Here is a 14,872-nt window from a genome sequence, read left to right on the forward strand (position 1 = left end):
ATAAAATGGCAAAAAAGAAAGATAAGTTCGCAAATTACCTAAGTAATATTTCATTAAATTTAAAAGAAAGTGCCTATTTTTTTGCTGATTACAAACTTAAAAACGTCAGCGACCTTAAAATCTTCGCTGAAAAAATGAAGGAATATGAAACCAAGGGAGATACCTATGTTCATGAAGTCATCCAAGAATTAAACAATGCCTTCATTACCCAAATCGAACGCGAAGATATTCTTACACTCACCATGACGATGGATGATGTTTTAGATGGATTAGAGCATACTGCTTCTCTTTTTGAAATGTATTCCATTACCAATGCGGACGAATTCATGCTTCAATTTGTTGAAGGGATCCGAAAATGTGCGGATGAAATCGATATAGCCATCGAATTGCTATCGTCTAAAAAACTACAGCCCATTCGGGAACATTCAATCAAAATTAAAGATATTGAATCAAAATGTGATGGCATCCTGCGAAAATCCATTAAACATTTGTTTGAAGTTGAAAAAGACCCGATTCGAATTATTCAATATAAGGAAATATATGAAGAGCTCGAAGATATCGCCGATTACTGTCAATCTGTAGCCAATACATTAGAAACCATTATTATGAAGAACTCCTAATTTCAACTAAAAATAAAATTAACTGAAGGAGGATTTCATGACAACCATTGTTATTATCATCATTCTTGCCTTAGCTTTTGATTTCATTAATGGGTTTCATGATACGGCAAATGCAATTGCCATGTCGGTTTCTACAAGAGCTCTGTCACCACGGTTTGCTGTTATTTTTGCAGGTGTTTTAAATTTTATTGGTGCAATCACTTCCCAAGCGGTAGCAAAATCAATCGGTGGAAAAATCGCTGATCCCTTTCATATTGAAAATGGAATGGCCATCGTCATTGCCGCCTTACTATCCGCGATTTTTTGGAATCTGATTACTTGGTATTTTGGGATTCCTTCTTCCTCGTCCCATACATTAATTGGATCGGTCGCAGGTGCTGTTATTTTTGGGTCAGGACTACATACCATCAACTGGGTTGGATTCACAGACATTATTAAAGGTTTAATTATTTCACCCTTTTTAGCTTTTTTTGTAGGCTTTATTCTCATGAAAATATTAAGAATTCTTTTCAAAAATGCGAATCCTCACCGTGCCACCCGCGGTTTTCGTTCGATTCAGATTATAGCTGGCGGATTAGCTGCTTTTTCACATGGAGGAAATGATGGCCAAAAAACAATGGGGATTATTGTTTTCGCCTTAGTAGCAGCCGGATATCAATCAACCCTTGATGTTCCTTTTTGGGTTCAGTTGATTTGCGCAGCAGCAATGGGTCTTGGTACCATGATTGGCGGGATGCGAATTATTAAAACGGTGGCTAAAAAATTATTTAAAGTACAGCCCATTAATGGATTTGCTGCAGATTTATCATCCTTTGCCGTCATGCAGGGAGCAACTTTATTAGGTGTTCCAGTTTCAACCACTCATGTTGCTTCCTGTTCGATATTAGGTGTAGGATCTGCTAAGCGATTTCGAGGTGTCAATTGGGGTGTTGCAGGAAGAATGGTCATTACATGGGTGATAACATTACCGATTTCTGCAGCAATTGCTGGCATTTTCATAACTATCATAAAGATTTTTTTATAACACTTTAGTAGGTGACCTGATTTTTCTAATGGACAAAACAAAAAAATCCCATCTGATTTAAGTTCAGATGGGATTCTTTTAGGTTCACATAAACATCATCTATTTGAGGTCTTATTTCTCAACATCTAATTGAAATGCATGCTGTAAGGAATCGATTTCTTTTTCTATACTTGGGAACTCAACAATTTTAGGAACATTTTTTATCATTGGGGATGTTTCTCGGTCGGCAGCATTCGCCATTGTTTCAAACACATAAAACAATTGAGCAAGAGCATCGTCACTAAGAACCGGACGTTTAGACATTAGCGAGCATTTTTCCAGTAAGTACCCAAGCTGTTCGATGGAAAATATAACGGGCCAATAATACGTTAAAGTCTTTTGATTAACGGGAATCTCACCTGTTGCTGTATCATACATAGTTCGTAAATTATTAAGATTCGTCCTCATTTTACTTCGCTCTCTGCTTTTTCCTGCATCAAAACCTTCTCCTTGATCAGAGAAAAGAATAAATAAAAACTGTGCCTGGCTTCTTATCGTTTTTGTGATATTATGCGGCAGACGGCTTGAAGCAGACCGCCTCCCTAGCAATAAAACCCCTAGAATACCAATCACAATTCCAATGATGACGTCAAGAATTCTGGCAGATGCAAAAAAGGAGAAGCTATGGTTTCCTTGACTTCCACTCTCCGCCATCAATAAGGCATTGGGCGTAAAAAACAATGCGGCTAACCCATAATTTTTCACAATAAATAGTTCTGTTATGAAGGTTAAAAGCAGAACAAAGAAAGCAATCATGTATCCAGTTGGGTGTGTTGAGAGAACCAGGCTTGCGATGAGAATCCCAAGGATCGTGCCAATTCCTCTTTGAACCGCGCGATGGTAGGTAGACACGATTGTAGCTCCCGACATGACTGCTACACAGGATAATGGTATCCAATAGGACCGATTAAAGCCAAACTTATACGCGATTATCGCGGCAATCATGGTAACAACGCCAAAACGTAAGGCGGAAATAAAAACAAACGAGTTTTTATCAAAGGCTCCTAAAAAAATCGTTTTTAGAGATTGCTTCGACAATTCCATCTCTGGCCCCAGTTCGGTAATCGGTTTTTGCAAAATCGCATCAGCCTCATAGATTCTTGCCCATATCGTGTTTATGGAAGGATCCGTATTTTTTTGCTCAACGTCATTTTCCCCACGTTTGTTCTGCTCAAGTGATTGGGCAATTTTACGTATCGATTCTCCCATTTTTAGCGGCAAGTTTGAATGCTCTTCTGGAATATTTTCTAGGACAGTCATAAATATCAAATTTGCATGATTATGTAATAAATATAATCGTTGAAAAAGGTCTGTTTTACGCCATGATATGTATCCCGCTGTGAGCGTTTCTTCTGCTTCTTTAAAAACGGTCATTACTCGTTGTCTAGCAGCATTCAAGTGATCAGAGCCAATTGAATCAAAAAAGGATGCCAGTTCGAAATATTCTCGTTTTACCACATCTTTTTCAGGACCATGGGGATGAAAAAACCAACCGATCATGGCAATCACCCATGATAAAGCGCCGCCAAGAAAGGCAAGACCGGCCCGCAGTGGAGCAAGTTCAGGTTGAACGGGCATACCTGATGTCATCGCAAAAATTAAAACGAAAAAGATGGCGGATGGCCCTTTAATTTTTAAAGCCCCAAAAATAAAGATTCCAGCGCCTCCGATGACCCCCATTAAAATAGCGGCTGCCAGTGGGTGTGGAGCTGCAACTGTTCCTAAGAACGTAACGAACGTTATTCCCAGTAAGACAAAGAATAACTTTTTTGCTCTTTGAGCATAAGGAATATGAAAGACGTATAGATAAGTAAATCCCCCCATGCCGGCTAGTAATCCATATTGAAAATTCCCCAGGAGTAATCCAATCATAATGGGTAACGATGCAGCCAATCCCGCGCAAAATGCTTTCAACCAGGGAAATGGCATTTTATTTACCTTTAACGCTTGTCTGATGATGGAAGAGACTTTAAGCGAACCATTTTTGTTTTCTCCCATTCAGGGGGCCTCCTCTCTATTAGATGTCTAAGAAGAAAATAAACATTAGAAAAACCAGACAGCATGCTGTCTGATTTTTCATCGTCATTGTGAATATCGTGATGTCTGTTTATATTTCCCATTTCACCGTTTGGGTATTACAATAAATATAACGTGTTTTTCTATTATTTTTAAAAATTCGAGAATAAATTAATGAGGTCATTAAGGCTTACCAGGAACATTGATATAACAAATAGTGGGTTTCAAAATTGAAGTTTTTAAGGAGGTTTTCTAATATCGATTTCGTTCGGTCAAGTTCTTTGTAATAGTAGTCATCATAGGCAATGCTGCCGAAAAAACAACCTGGCCTTGTCATGTGGATGGGTCTGTTTCGTAAGAGTTTCTATGCATAATTTATAAAGTTCCTTCAATTGGTCTTTCGTGACTTCCACCGTAAAAACAGGTTCATCTGTTCCATCATTAAGATTTTCTACAAACCAATTGTGAATCTGATTTGCCTTTCGCCAGTAGGCAACTTCCTCTAACATACTGGACCATTTGTGACCAAATTCTTCAAAGTGCTTAATGTAAGGTTTCACTAGTTTATAGCGCTCATCCCCTTCTTCTAGTTGATGAAAACGCCTGTTTGCGAGAAGGACTTGTTCAAGGTTCATTCCGTCAATCTTAGGGGCACTCAATAGATACATATCTAGACCCATAACACATTCTCCTATTCAAAATTTTTTGGTTATTGCTAACCACAATCATCCTATCATTTTTTGGATCTATTTTTGGGACGAAAATTGACAAAATATTGAATCTTATTATCTATTTAGGAAGTGGAAAATAAAATAGCGAAAGTGGAAAATAAATTTTTAAAAAGAATAGCTACGAGTTCTTTTCAAAGAAAAAACACTGATAATCATAGATTATCAGTGCCCTTCACCCAATATTTGGTGGTGTCTTAAAGTAGAATCAGCTATATCTGAAAAATACTTTCAAGTATAGCCAATGGGCTGTCAAACTTTATCTCAAAATTGCTTCCTGTGTAATAAAAATCTGGATCGGCGTCTCCATCAAAATGAATGTAGATGTTTGCGATTTCTTCCTTTCCTTTCATAATCATTAGTTTTCCAGTTTCGTCTGAAAAAGCCTTAAAATGAAGGATATCAAAAGAGGCCCTGACTGAATCATTCCTTTTTCGAATGACAAATCCTCTTTCTCGAAAATAATCTTCAAACACATCAAGAAATTCCTGTCTTTTTTCTATCAACGATGTCTGAACCTTTTTTTCATAAAGGTCATGATCCTTTACCCTTAAACTAAGTAGTTCTTCCTTTTTAAAACTCATTTTTTACTCTCCTTGGGATTTTTCAAAAATAGCAATTATAAATATATGGTACTACTATTATCATGAAAAGTGTAGAATTTCAGCACCTAACCCTTGCCTGCAATTAAAATATGCTCTTTCAAGAGAGCAGTCAGCTTTATTCCCCGCTTCCGCACCGGCAAATGAAGCGGTGTTTACCATGGAAAACAGTAAAACGAAAATAAAAGAAATAAAAGCTTTTTTGATGGATGTTTACTCCTTTATTTATTATTTTTTCCATTTTAGTATTGATAAATTTTTATTTCTTATGCCTGCATCATCCAATGCTTTACTAAACTTTTTTGCAGGAAAATCTGATATAGTAGTCTTAATGAGGATAGAAAGGAACTTTTTTAAAATGAAATGTATTTCAATTGATTTAGATGGGACACTATTGAACTCTGAGCATGAAATTTCAGAAGAAAGCGAAAAAGTTTTAAACGAATTAAAAGCACAAGGTCATGAGCTTATTTTGAATACAGGAAGAGCATTGGCAGATGTCATTCAATTAAAAGCCGTGCAAAATTTAGAGATTCCTATTTTTTGTATAAATGGTTCTGTTTTGTATTCACGTACAAAAGAAATGCTGTATGAGGCGACTTTGCCGATTTCTACCTTTAAAGAACTTCTTCCAATTTTGAAAAATTTAGGCGCAGGTATTCTTGTCTACACGAATCATGGCGGTTTTCCTTCCACCCTGCCTCCATTAAAAGATAAGAGTAAAGAAGAACTCGACACGTTTTTTCATGAATACAATTACGATAAAATTTTCGAGCAGGAAAATCTTAAAATCTATAAATTAATTGCTTTGGTGCACAATGACCAACTTGAAAAGGTTGATGAAATAAAAGCGGCGTTAGCGGGAAAATTCCCGATTACGATGGCTTCTTCCTTTCCAAATAATGTTGAAATTACGTCAGGCGATGCTCACAAAGGAAAGGCCCTATTGAAGTACAAAAAAATGATGGGGCTGTCTTTTGATGAGATTATTGCCTTTGGTGATGGCGGGAATGACCTCGGCCAGTTTGAAGTAGCTAATATTTCGGTTGCAATGGGTAATGCCCCCCTTTATGTGCAAGAAAAAGCAGATCTAGTCACAAAAACAAATGATGAAGATGGTTTTGCTTATGCGGTCCGTCATCTATTAAAATTAACTAACACCCCAGTTGGGCAGCATTAATCCAAAAAAGCCTTCACATTCAACAGAATGGAAGGCTTTTTTGGATTCGGTTAATCTTGAACCATTGCTTTTTGGCGGCATGCTTCAATCGCATCGATCATTAGATGATCTAAATGGTTGGTGTCCAAAACCTCTAAACCAGCAGCCGTTGAACCGCCCGGGGTGGCCACCTCATCTGCTAGTTCCGCAGGATCCGCATTGGTTTTCAGCATTTCTGCAGAGCCGGCAATCATGTTTGCCACTAGCTTCCTTGCTTGTTCTTGACTGACACCGGACTCCATTGTGATTTTTTCAAGTGCTTCCGCTACTCGGTAGATAAAGGCCGGGGCACTTCCGGTGACAGCTGTCAGTTCATGAATTTGCTGCTCCGTTACTTTTTCAAATTCACCAATGCCGTAAATCAATGCTTCAATCCAATCTTGCTGTACTTGTTTTACATTTTGGCCAAGTGCATACAAGGTCATCGACTTTCCTAATTTTGCGGCTGTATTGGGCATTACCCATGCTACAGCTGTTCCTTTAGGAAGCTTAGACTCCAGGTAGGTTGGACCGATTCCAGCTGCTACCGTGATGATCAGTTGTCCATGAACTAGGTCTACTAAATCTGCAAGAATCGAATCATGAGATTCTGGCGGCATAGCGAGTATAATGATATCCATCATGCTGACCTCTTGCTGCCAGTAATCGGTCGTTTCCACGTCATATATTTCTCTTACGTCATGTAATCGCTCTTCGTTTCCATTATTGCCGACAAGTATGGCAAATTTATTCTTGTTTAGTCCTTCAATAAGAGCTTGGGCCATGCGCCCTGCCCCAATAAACAAAACATTTTTTTTACTGTTACTCATTGCTGCTCACCTTGATTTTCTAAGTTGAATATGTTGCTTAGCTTACCCAATTTGGTCGATAAATCTTATGAAAAAATACTCTTGATCGCATCAATTAATTTTTGAAAGAAATCTGCGACTTTTTGAAAAAATCCTTGGTCCACCGCGTTCTCGACCTTCTGTTTAACGTCCTGTGCAAGATTATCGAGTTGAGATTGGACGTTATCAAAATTGATGTTCAGATGACGCATTTTATCGAATAGGTCAATTAACAGCTGACGATCTTTCTCACTCAGGCTGATGTTCAACGTTTTTAATTTTTCATCCACGATGTTGGCAATGTCCTCTTTTGTTGCCGGATGCTGAGCAGCAATTTCTTGTTTAATTTCTGTTAACAGCTGGCTGACTTTATCGGAATCCATGCCTTCTTTTTTGGCTAAATTAGTTGCTAAGCTTAATTCCTCACTAGCAACTTCCGTCCGGTCCTTATTTAGGTTAGTACCTTTTCCGGTATCATATGCCTTATAGATCCCAACAAGGGCGGAATGTCCGCTGACTTTTATTGGGGATGCAACATCCACTTCGGCATCCTTTACCCCAGCCGTTAACAAGGCATTTGCATACATTTCCTTTGTGACCTCAGTAATATTTTCAGGTGTTACGATGTTGACGACAATTCCCTCACCTGTGTCGTCTCTGGTAATTTTTGCAGAGGAATACATATTGGCATGGGCATCCCCTTTGATATAGTTCACGAGGTCTTGTCCAGTTGCCGTAATTTCTCTTACTTGGCTTGGATCGGTCACATCTAAAAGTTTTTTGACTTCGTCTTTTTGGGCAGCGGATAATTGTGCCCCGTACACGACTACTGGGGGTCCATACTTTTCATTAATGCTGTCATTATCACCACTTGAGGCAAGAGCAATGCCAGAATTTCTTATAAATAATGTCGTTATCAGAACACTGGCGATTGCCGCCCCTTTTAAAAAGCGATTCCATTTCATTTTTAAGTCTCTCCTTTTCACATAAAATAACCTTGGTTTGTTTCAGAAACCTATTTTACTCTATCACGCCAAGATTTTCATGTGAATAGGTTTTAAGCCGTATAAATTTTTAGTTTCGCTGATTGAAAGGGACTTTTCGCCAATTAGAGGTAGCGTTTCGCTGATTGGATGCCTTTTACCGCTGATAGCTACTCATTTGTATTCAAAAAAGAAAGCTCGCCGATTGGCGAGCCCACCATTTATATAAATTAAAATCAACTAAACTGGCTTTCCATCTTTTTTATTTTTTCATAGAGGTCTTTGTTAACCGGAGTGGATACACCGTGTTTTTGACCCAGTTTCAAAACGGCACCAGAAAATAAATCCACTTCACTCAGGCGTCTCGCTTCCATATCCTGCGCCATCGAAGGTTTTCCAGTTGGACCTAATGTCGAAAGCACGCCTAACCAATAATTCAAATCCTCTTCTGTTAAGTGGATTCCTTCTTTTTCAGATAGTTTGATAACCTCTCTCATCGCGGCAATCATGGTGTCTCTTGCTTGCCCTTCTTTTTGAATTTCACCATAATTACCTTGATAAACAGCAACCGTTTGATTGACCCCGACATTCAGCATGAATTTCCCCCATTGCCGTCTTTGCATGTTGGTATCAATCTCATAAGGCAACTCTATTTTTTCAAAAAATTCGGCTACTCGCTTTGTTTTGTCTGAAATCACCCCTGGCTCCCGATCTCCAAAACAGAGCATACCCATATGATCAAAGGTAAGTTGATTCCCGACCTTAACGGCATCCATTCCCTGCGCCACACAGTATAAAACCTTGTCCATCCCAAACGCTTCGCCGATAATCGCTTCACTCGAAATTCCGTTTAAGGCTGATAAAATAACGGTATTTTCTCCAACATGATGTTTAACAGCTTGGATTGCATCCTGTAATCCATTAAATTTTACCGCAAACAGAATTAAATCAGCAGGTTCACAGCGTTCTTCAGGTGAAACATATTGAAATTCACAGCGTTCGCCGTTACAAAAAACCCATTCTTCCTCGTACCGTTTAATTCGGTCCTTATCTGCAATAATTCGCAAATCCTCTTTTGGCATTTTTTTCGATAAATGGTGTCCAAATAATATCCCTAATGCGCCCAACCCAATAATAGATACTTTCATAATCTCTCTCCTCTTTAAAAATTCATTTTCGACTGGCCGCCATCGACATTGATGCTGGCGCCGACAATCCATGAGGCTTTCTCAGATGCAAGAAATGCTGCAACATTTGCGATTTCATCTGGTGTTCCAAAACGCCCGGCGGGAATTTCTTTTTTCACAAATTCTTTAATGCTCTCCGGATTCTCCTCAAGCCGTCTTTGCCAATTGGCGGTTTCATGCAAGATACTTCCCGGAGCAATACTGTTGACCCGGATACCGTATGTAATCACTTCGTCTGCCAATGACTTTGTGAAGCTGATGAGAGCAGACTTTGCATTATTATAGGTAACTTTTCCACCGCTTTCTCTTCCATAAATGGATGTGATATTAATAATCGAACCTGAATGCTGTTGTTTCATTTGTTCGACAGCTAATTTACTTAAGTGAATCGCAGAAAAATAATTCAGCTCCATCGCCTTGTAAAAGAGATCCATCTCCGTTTCAGCCGCTTTACCGCCATTGCTTCCACCGGCATTATTGATAAGGACGTCGATGGTTCCGAATTGTTCAACGAAATCGTGTATGAGCTTGATACGTTCATCTGCGCTTGTTAGGTCCGCTTGGAAAATCGTAACGTTGCCGCCGAGTTCTTCTTTTGTTTTTTCTAATGCATCCAATCCACGGGCAGTGATGGCCACGTTTGCTCCTTCTGACACGAAGGTCTTGGCAATGGCTTTCCCGATTCCTTTGGATCCACCGGTAATTAGGATGTTTTTGTTTTGTAATTTTAAATCCATTGTAAAAGCTCCTTTTTAAAATTGCGAAAATATTGAACTATTTATATTATAACGTTTTATTGAGTAGATTTTAAAAAAGCTACTCAAGCTTTTACTGGAAAGCTCTTTTTCACTTCATCCCTCCAAAAAAAGTGACACCCCCATTTTCAGGAGATGCCGAATGAATACCTATTTCTGATACTTAGACAACTTCGATGTCACCGACCCAGGTTTTCTTTCCGGTGCTTTAGCTTTCAGTCCGGAAGCCCAGGATACCTGTGATTCATATTTTTCTGTTTGCTCCTTATTAACCAGGAATTGCAGCCGCTCTTTGTTTTTTTCGAGCGATTCCTCAAGCGTCTTCAGTCGGCTTGGCGGGAAAGAAAGCCCAGCTAAAATGGTCGTAACCGTTGGATCACATTCCGAAATATAGGTACCTTCAAATAATTCCAAAGGCTCGCCAATTTTTTCAAAAATCTGCGGCAAATTAATGAGTTTGGATACCGTTTCTGGACCCTCATAAATTAGGCCGGCTCGGATTACACCAACCGTATCAACAGGACAGAAAATCGAGTGCGCCCATGACCGTTGAATTTTGCTGGAAACGTCAGCTGATGTCCTTGCATCCGTTACCGTCGCCGAAGAAATAAGCGTTACCCCTCTTGTATTTAGAATATTCATGAGATCTGTCTCATCAAAATTCCCAAAAAGCGAGCTCTTCTGCGTCACTTGCAACACATAGCTGATTGCTTCCATGACCTGACGATTCGAAGAGAGATAAATTTGTTGTTTACTGGATTGCGGGTTCGCCTTGCGCATTTGATCATTATCGACTAGGAACACCGAAGAGATTCCCTCAATTTTTGAGATTTGTTCAATGCATTCTGCTGCGTTAATGCGGTTGCCTGCCAACACATTGCGTTCAGGAACAATTGCAATTGCCCCTATGTTAACGCCTTGCAGCTGGTCTAATAAAATATCAATTAACAGTGGGCTCATCCCCGAACCCGATCCGCCATCTGTTGAGAATGCAACCAATAATAATTTAATGTTTTTGAAGGATTTTTTCACAAAGTCAATCATTTCGCGGTAATGCTCATGAACGGCACGCAAACCGACTGAACGATCCTGTCCGGCGCCATTATATCCAGGGACAAAATACTTTTTCTCTACCTTCGTGTTGACTACCCCATCGCGTTGATTTGTATTGATAAGGGCGGTTTGAAAGCCCAACGTCGATGCTATCTCAGCAATATTTCCACCGGCTTGACCTACACCCAAAATTCCGATTGATTTCACCAGATCGCCTCCTTATCTACTAAGATAATACTCACTTTTTATGAAATTAGACTTGTTCATTGAAAAAAGCTCAATCCCCGAAATATTTTCCACATAAATATTAAAATATTTTGACATACTGATAAAAATAATGTAAATTACTAAATGTACGAACGATTTTTAAATAACTAACATTAATATTCGTGTTTGGGAGTGTAACTCATGGAAAATGTTTTTGATTACGAAGATATACAATTGATTCCTGCAAAATCTATAGTGAAAAGCCGTTCAGAATGTGATACAACAGTAACCTTTGGTGGCCACAAATTTAAGCTTCCAGTTGTACCAGCCAATATGCAAACCATCATTGACGAAAAGATTGCCATTTTCCTAGCGGAAAACGGTTACTTTTACATCATGCACCGTTTCCAGCCAGAGAAGCGAATTGATTTTATAAAAGATATGAAAAAACAAGGTTTAATCGCCTCCATTAGTGTCGGCGTAAAAGATGGAGAATATGATTTCATTCAACAACTTGCAGATGAAAACCTAACACCTGAATACATTACAATCGATATCGCACACGGACATTCCAACGCCGTGATCGAAATGATTCAACATATTAAGAAACTCCTTCCAGGAAGTTTCGTTATTGCCGGAAACGTTGGTACACCTGAAGCAGTAAGAGAATTAGAACATGCCGGTGCGGACGCAACAAAAGTCGGGATCGGGCCTGGAAAAGTTTGTATCACAAAAATTAAAACTGGCTTCGGAACAGGCGGCTGGCAATTAGCTGCATTGCGCTGGTGTGCCAAAGCTGCAACGAAACCGATTATCGCTGATGGCGGAATTCGTACACATGGGGATATCGCTAAATCCGTAAGATTTGGAGCAAGCATGGTGATGATTGGTTCCCTATTTGCCGGCCATGAAGAATCTCCAGGTGAAACCTACGAGAAAGACGGAAAATGCTTTAAAGAATATTTCGGTTCGGCATCCGAATTCCAAAAAGGTGAACGTAAAAATGTCGAAGGTAAAAAAATGTATGTGGAGCACAAAGGTAAATTAATCGACACATTAATCGAGATGGAGCAGGATCTTCAATCCTCTATCTCCTACGCTGGCGGCAACAGGCTAGATGCCATCCGTACTGTTGATTATGTAGTCGTAAAAAATTCCATTTTCAATGGCGATAAGGTTTATTAAGTAAAATGAGCGGGTTCAATAACGAACCCGCTCATTTTTTACCCAGAGACTATTATTTTCCCAAAAAATCCCCTCTCAATGTAATTAAACTGTAATAGTACTCTACTAACTGTAATACTATTCTACTCCTGGAGTTCATAGTCATAGAAATAGCTAAGAGATTCACAAGTGACGAACGAGATCCAGGAGGGAAAGTATGTTAAAGAAATGTATTACCGCTATCACAATTTTAGTTTCACTTTTATTTGCTACACCAACGTTTGCGTATACCGTTAAAGATGGAGACACGGTGGAAACGATCGCCCAAGACCATTTTTTAACCTTGAAGGAATTAACAAGGCTAAACCCGCAAATTGAGAATATTAACGCCATTTACATTGGCCAATACATCAATACCATCAAACCTGACCATAAAATTGGAGAACCCCTTCAGATAGGAAAAAGTGCCAATACAGCCGAACCTGAATACATAACGAAGGCAGACTTAAAAGTTAGACAAGCAACTCATATATCCAAACAAAAAACAAAAAGCTCACCCAAATTAATTGAAATCTCTACTTATGAAAGGGATTTACTAGCAAGACTTGTTAGAGCTGAGGCCCAAAATGAGCCCTTTAACGGTAAGGTCGCAGTGGCATGTGTGGTTCTGAACCGCGTGGAAAGTAAAAAGTTTCCAAACTCTATTAAATCTGTGATTTATGCTAGAAACCAGTTTCAGCCTGTTTTAAATGGTCAAATCAATAAACCGGCCGATAAGGAATCAAGGGAAGCTGTGAATGAAGCGTTGAGCAGTAAACGAGAGTTAGTCGGCAGCTCTTTATTTTTCTATAATCCAAAAATCGCGCAAAGCCGCTGGCTCGATACCCGCCCGACCACACTAGTCATTGGACGTCATGTTTTTAAAAAATAAAAGGATCTCACGATGGAGATCCCTTCTGTTCTATGAGCGAACCTCAGAGAACTTTGGTATACGGATGAGCAATCCGGTTACAAAAATCACAATCAGTACCGGAATCAGCCATCCGAGCCCGTCCTCATAAAAAGGTAAAGCCCTATTATAAAATTCGATAATCGGTGCAAGCCAGCTAAAATATTCAATGTTCAGAAGCTGGCACAAGGTTTTAAACCCATCAATAATACTGATCAACAACGTAACAGTAATCGTCGTTACATAAACCATCTGGGCATGCCTGAATAGTTTTGAAGTAAAAGTAAGAAGCATGAGCACCACCGCTAATGGATAAAGAAACATTAAAACAGGAATGGAAAAATTAATGATATTGGAAAGTCCAAAGTTCGAAATGACAAAACAAACTAGAGAAAAGAAAAAAACCCACGCCTTATAGTTTAACTTTGGAAGCAATGAATGGAAATATTCCCCACAGGCTGTGACCAACCCGATACTTGTCGTGAGACAGGCCAGGATGATAATAACCGATAACATCACCGTTCCAAACGTTCCAAAATAGTAATAGGCGGCCTTTCCAAGGACAGGTCCACCCGTATCGAATAAACCGAATCTTCCTGTGCTGGTAGCCCCTAAATAGGCAACACCGGCATATATAATTCCTAGAAAAACAACCGCTACCAGTCCGGACTTTGCAGATGTAATTAGGACACCTCGTGCAGAAGTAACTCCCATCGAACGAATCGCATTGATGACAATAATACCAAATACAAGGGATGCGAGTGCATCCATCGTGTTATATCCTTCCATAAATCCTTTTAGGAATGCTCCACTCGAATACGTCTCCTGCGGCGCACCGATTGGACCTAATGGTTTAACGATCACCATGAATAATAAGACAAGGATCAGGATAATGATCGCAGGAGATAGAATTTTCCCAACATTATCGACAATCTTTGCCGGATTTAATGAAAACCAAAGGGTAACCACAAAAAAAATGAGAGTAAAGATAAAAAGTCCAATATGTCCATGACTTTTGCCAACAAACGGTGCAATCCCAATGTCGTAAGCAACAGCACCCGTTCTTGGTGCAGCAAAAAACGGCCCAATCGTTAAATAAAGCAATGCGGTAAATATCACCCCATAAATTGGATGAACCCGGCTTGAGAGCTCCTGAAGGTTTTTACTTCCTGAAAACCCCATCGCCAAAATTCCAAGGAATGGCAAACCAATTCCGGTAATCAAAAATCCTGCGATCGCCATCCAAATTTGCGATCCTGCATTCTGCCCTAGTGATGCTGGGAAAATTAAATTTCCAGCTCCAAAAAATAAGGCAAAGAGCATGACTCCAATAACAAAATATTTCGAAAATGGTAACTTGTTTTGCATAAAAAAGCTTTTCCTCCTAAGTTTTACAACGGTTGATATTCTAGAATATCGTCTGAATTTACTATATTAGCAAAATAATAATACTCTTCTTGTCCGTGAAATGCAACACAAACTCACATTATTATAACAAT

14 protein-coding genes are annotated in these 14,872 nt (G+C 39.2%); 5 read left to right on the forward strand and 9 right to left on the reverse strand.

What is annotated here, in order from left to right; all coding sequences use genetic code 11:
- Positions 1 to 5: 5 nt before the first annotated feature.
- Both ACFQZ9_RS28370 and ACFQZ9_RS28375 read left to right on the forward strand, forming a co-directional pair.
- Positions 6 to 620, forward strand: a complete 615-nt coding sequence (locus ACFQZ9_RS28370) for a DUF47 domain-containing protein (protein ID WP_498946696.1) — start codon at positions 6 to 8, stop codon at positions 618 to 620.
- Between the two features lie 37 nt (positions 621 to 657).
- Positions 658 to 1,644 carry an inorganic phosphate transporter gene (locus ACFQZ9_RS28375; protein WP_498946697.1) on the forward strand — a complete coding sequence of 329 codons (987 nt, stop codon included), beginning with the start codon at positions 658 to 660 and terminating at the stop codon, positions 1,642 to 1,644.
- Between the two features lie 111 nt (positions 1,645 to 1,755).
- On the opposite strand, the gene ACFQZ9_RS28380 is transcribed toward ACFQZ9_RS28375, so the two are convergent.
- The 3 genes from ACFQZ9_RS28380 to ACFQZ9_RS28390 form a co-directional block, all read right to left on the reverse strand.
- A complete protein-coding gene (locus ACFQZ9_RS28380) occupies positions 1,756 to 3,681 on the reverse strand; it encodes an FUSC family protein (protein ID WP_498946698.1) in 1,926 nt (641 codons plus the stop codon).
- 314 nt (positions 3,682 to 3,995) lie between these two features.
- On the reverse strand, positions 3,996 to 4,379 hold the full coding sequence (locus ACFQZ9_RS28385) for a hypothetical protein (protein ID WP_498946699.1): 384 nt from the start codon (positions 4,377 to 4,379) through the stop codon (positions 3,996 to 3,998).
- Positions 4,380 to 4,639: 260 nt separating this feature from the next.
- The gene (locus ACFQZ9_RS28390; protein ID WP_498946700.1) at positions 4,640 to 5,011 is read right to left on the reverse strand and encodes a hypothetical protein; all 372 of its coding nucleotides are present in this window, start codon (positions 5,009 to 5,011) and stop codon (positions 4,640 to 4,642) included.
- Between the two features lie 178 nt (positions 5,012 to 5,189).
- On the opposite strand from ACFQZ9_RS28390, the gene ACFQZ9_RS28395 reads away from it, so the two are divergent.
- Positions 5,190 to 6,209, forward strand: a complete 1,020-nt coding sequence (locus ACFQZ9_RS28395) for an HAD family hydrolase (RefSeq protein ID WP_498946701.1) — start codon at positions 5,190 to 5,192, stop codon at positions 6,207 to 6,209.
- 50 nt (positions 6,210 to 6,259) lie between these two features.
- Here the strand turns inward: ACFQZ9_RS28395 and proC are convergent, their stop codons facing one another.
- From proC to ACFQZ9_RS28420, 5 genes are all read right to left on the reverse strand, one after another.
- On the reverse strand, positions 6,260 to 7,057 hold the full coding sequence (gene proC, locus ACFQZ9_RS28400) for a pyrroline-5-carboxylate reductase (protein ID WP_198311880.1): 798 nt from the start codon (positions 7,055 to 7,057) through the stop codon (positions 6,260 to 6,262).
- A gap of 65 nt (positions 7,058 to 7,122) precedes the next feature.
- A complete protein-coding gene (locus ACFQZ9_RS28405) occupies positions 7,123 to 8,040 on the reverse strand; it encodes a DUF1002 domain-containing protein (RefSeq protein ID WP_498946702.1) in 918 nt (305 codons plus the stop codon).
- 254 nt (positions 8,041 to 8,294) lie between these two features.
- On the reverse strand, positions 8,295 to 9,206 hold the full coding sequence (locus ACFQZ9_RS28410) for a ketopantoate reductase family protein (protein WP_498946703.1): 912 nt from the start codon (positions 9,204 to 9,206) through the stop codon (positions 8,295 to 8,297).
- A gap of 14 nt (positions 9,207 to 9,220) precedes the next feature.
- Positions 9,221 to 9,982, reverse strand: a complete 762-nt coding sequence (locus tag ACFQZ9_RS28415; RefSeq protein WP_498946704.1) for an SDR family NAD(P)-dependent oxidoreductase — start codon at positions 9,980 to 9,982, stop codon at positions 9,221 to 9,223.
- Between the two features lie 168 nt (positions 9,983 to 10,150).
- On the reverse strand, positions 10,151 to 11,260 hold the full coding sequence (locus ACFQZ9_RS28420; protein WP_498946705.1) for an FtsZ/tubulin family protein: 1,110 nt from the start codon (positions 11,258 to 11,260) through the stop codon (positions 10,151 to 10,153).
- Positions 11,261 to 11,461: 201 nt separating this feature from the next.
- Between ACFQZ9_RS28420 and guaC the strand changes: the two genes are divergently transcribed.
- Complete coding sequence (gene guaC, locus ACFQZ9_RS28425) at positions 11,462 to 12,445, forward strand: GMP reductase (protein WP_198311885.1); 984 nt, start codon at positions 11,462 to 11,464, stop codon at positions 12,443 to 12,445.
- Between the two features lie 196 nt (positions 12,446 to 12,641).
- Positions 12,642 to 13,355 (forward strand): cell wall hydrolase, encoded by a 714-nt coding sequence (locus ACFQZ9_RS28430; RefSeq protein ID WP_498946706.1) that lies wholly within the window; start codon positions 12,642 to 12,644, stop codon positions 13,353 to 13,355.
- Positions 13,356 to 13,385: 30 nt separating this feature from the next.
- On the opposite strand, the gene brnQ is transcribed toward ACFQZ9_RS28430, so the two are convergent.
- Positions 13,386 to 14,741 (reverse strand): branched-chain amino acid transport system II carrier protein, encoded by a 1,356-nt coding sequence (brnQ, locus tag ACFQZ9_RS28435; protein ID WP_498946707.1) that lies wholly within the window; start codon positions 14,739 to 14,741, stop codon positions 13,386 to 13,388.
- Positions 14,742 to 14,872: the final 131 nt, after the last annotated feature.

Origin of the sequence: Neobacillus sp. GCM10027624 (assembly GCF_042675345.1) — a bacterium.
Classification (GTDB): Bacteria; Bacillota; Bacilli; order Bacillales; family Cytobacillaceae; genus Neobacillus; species Neobacillus cucumis_D.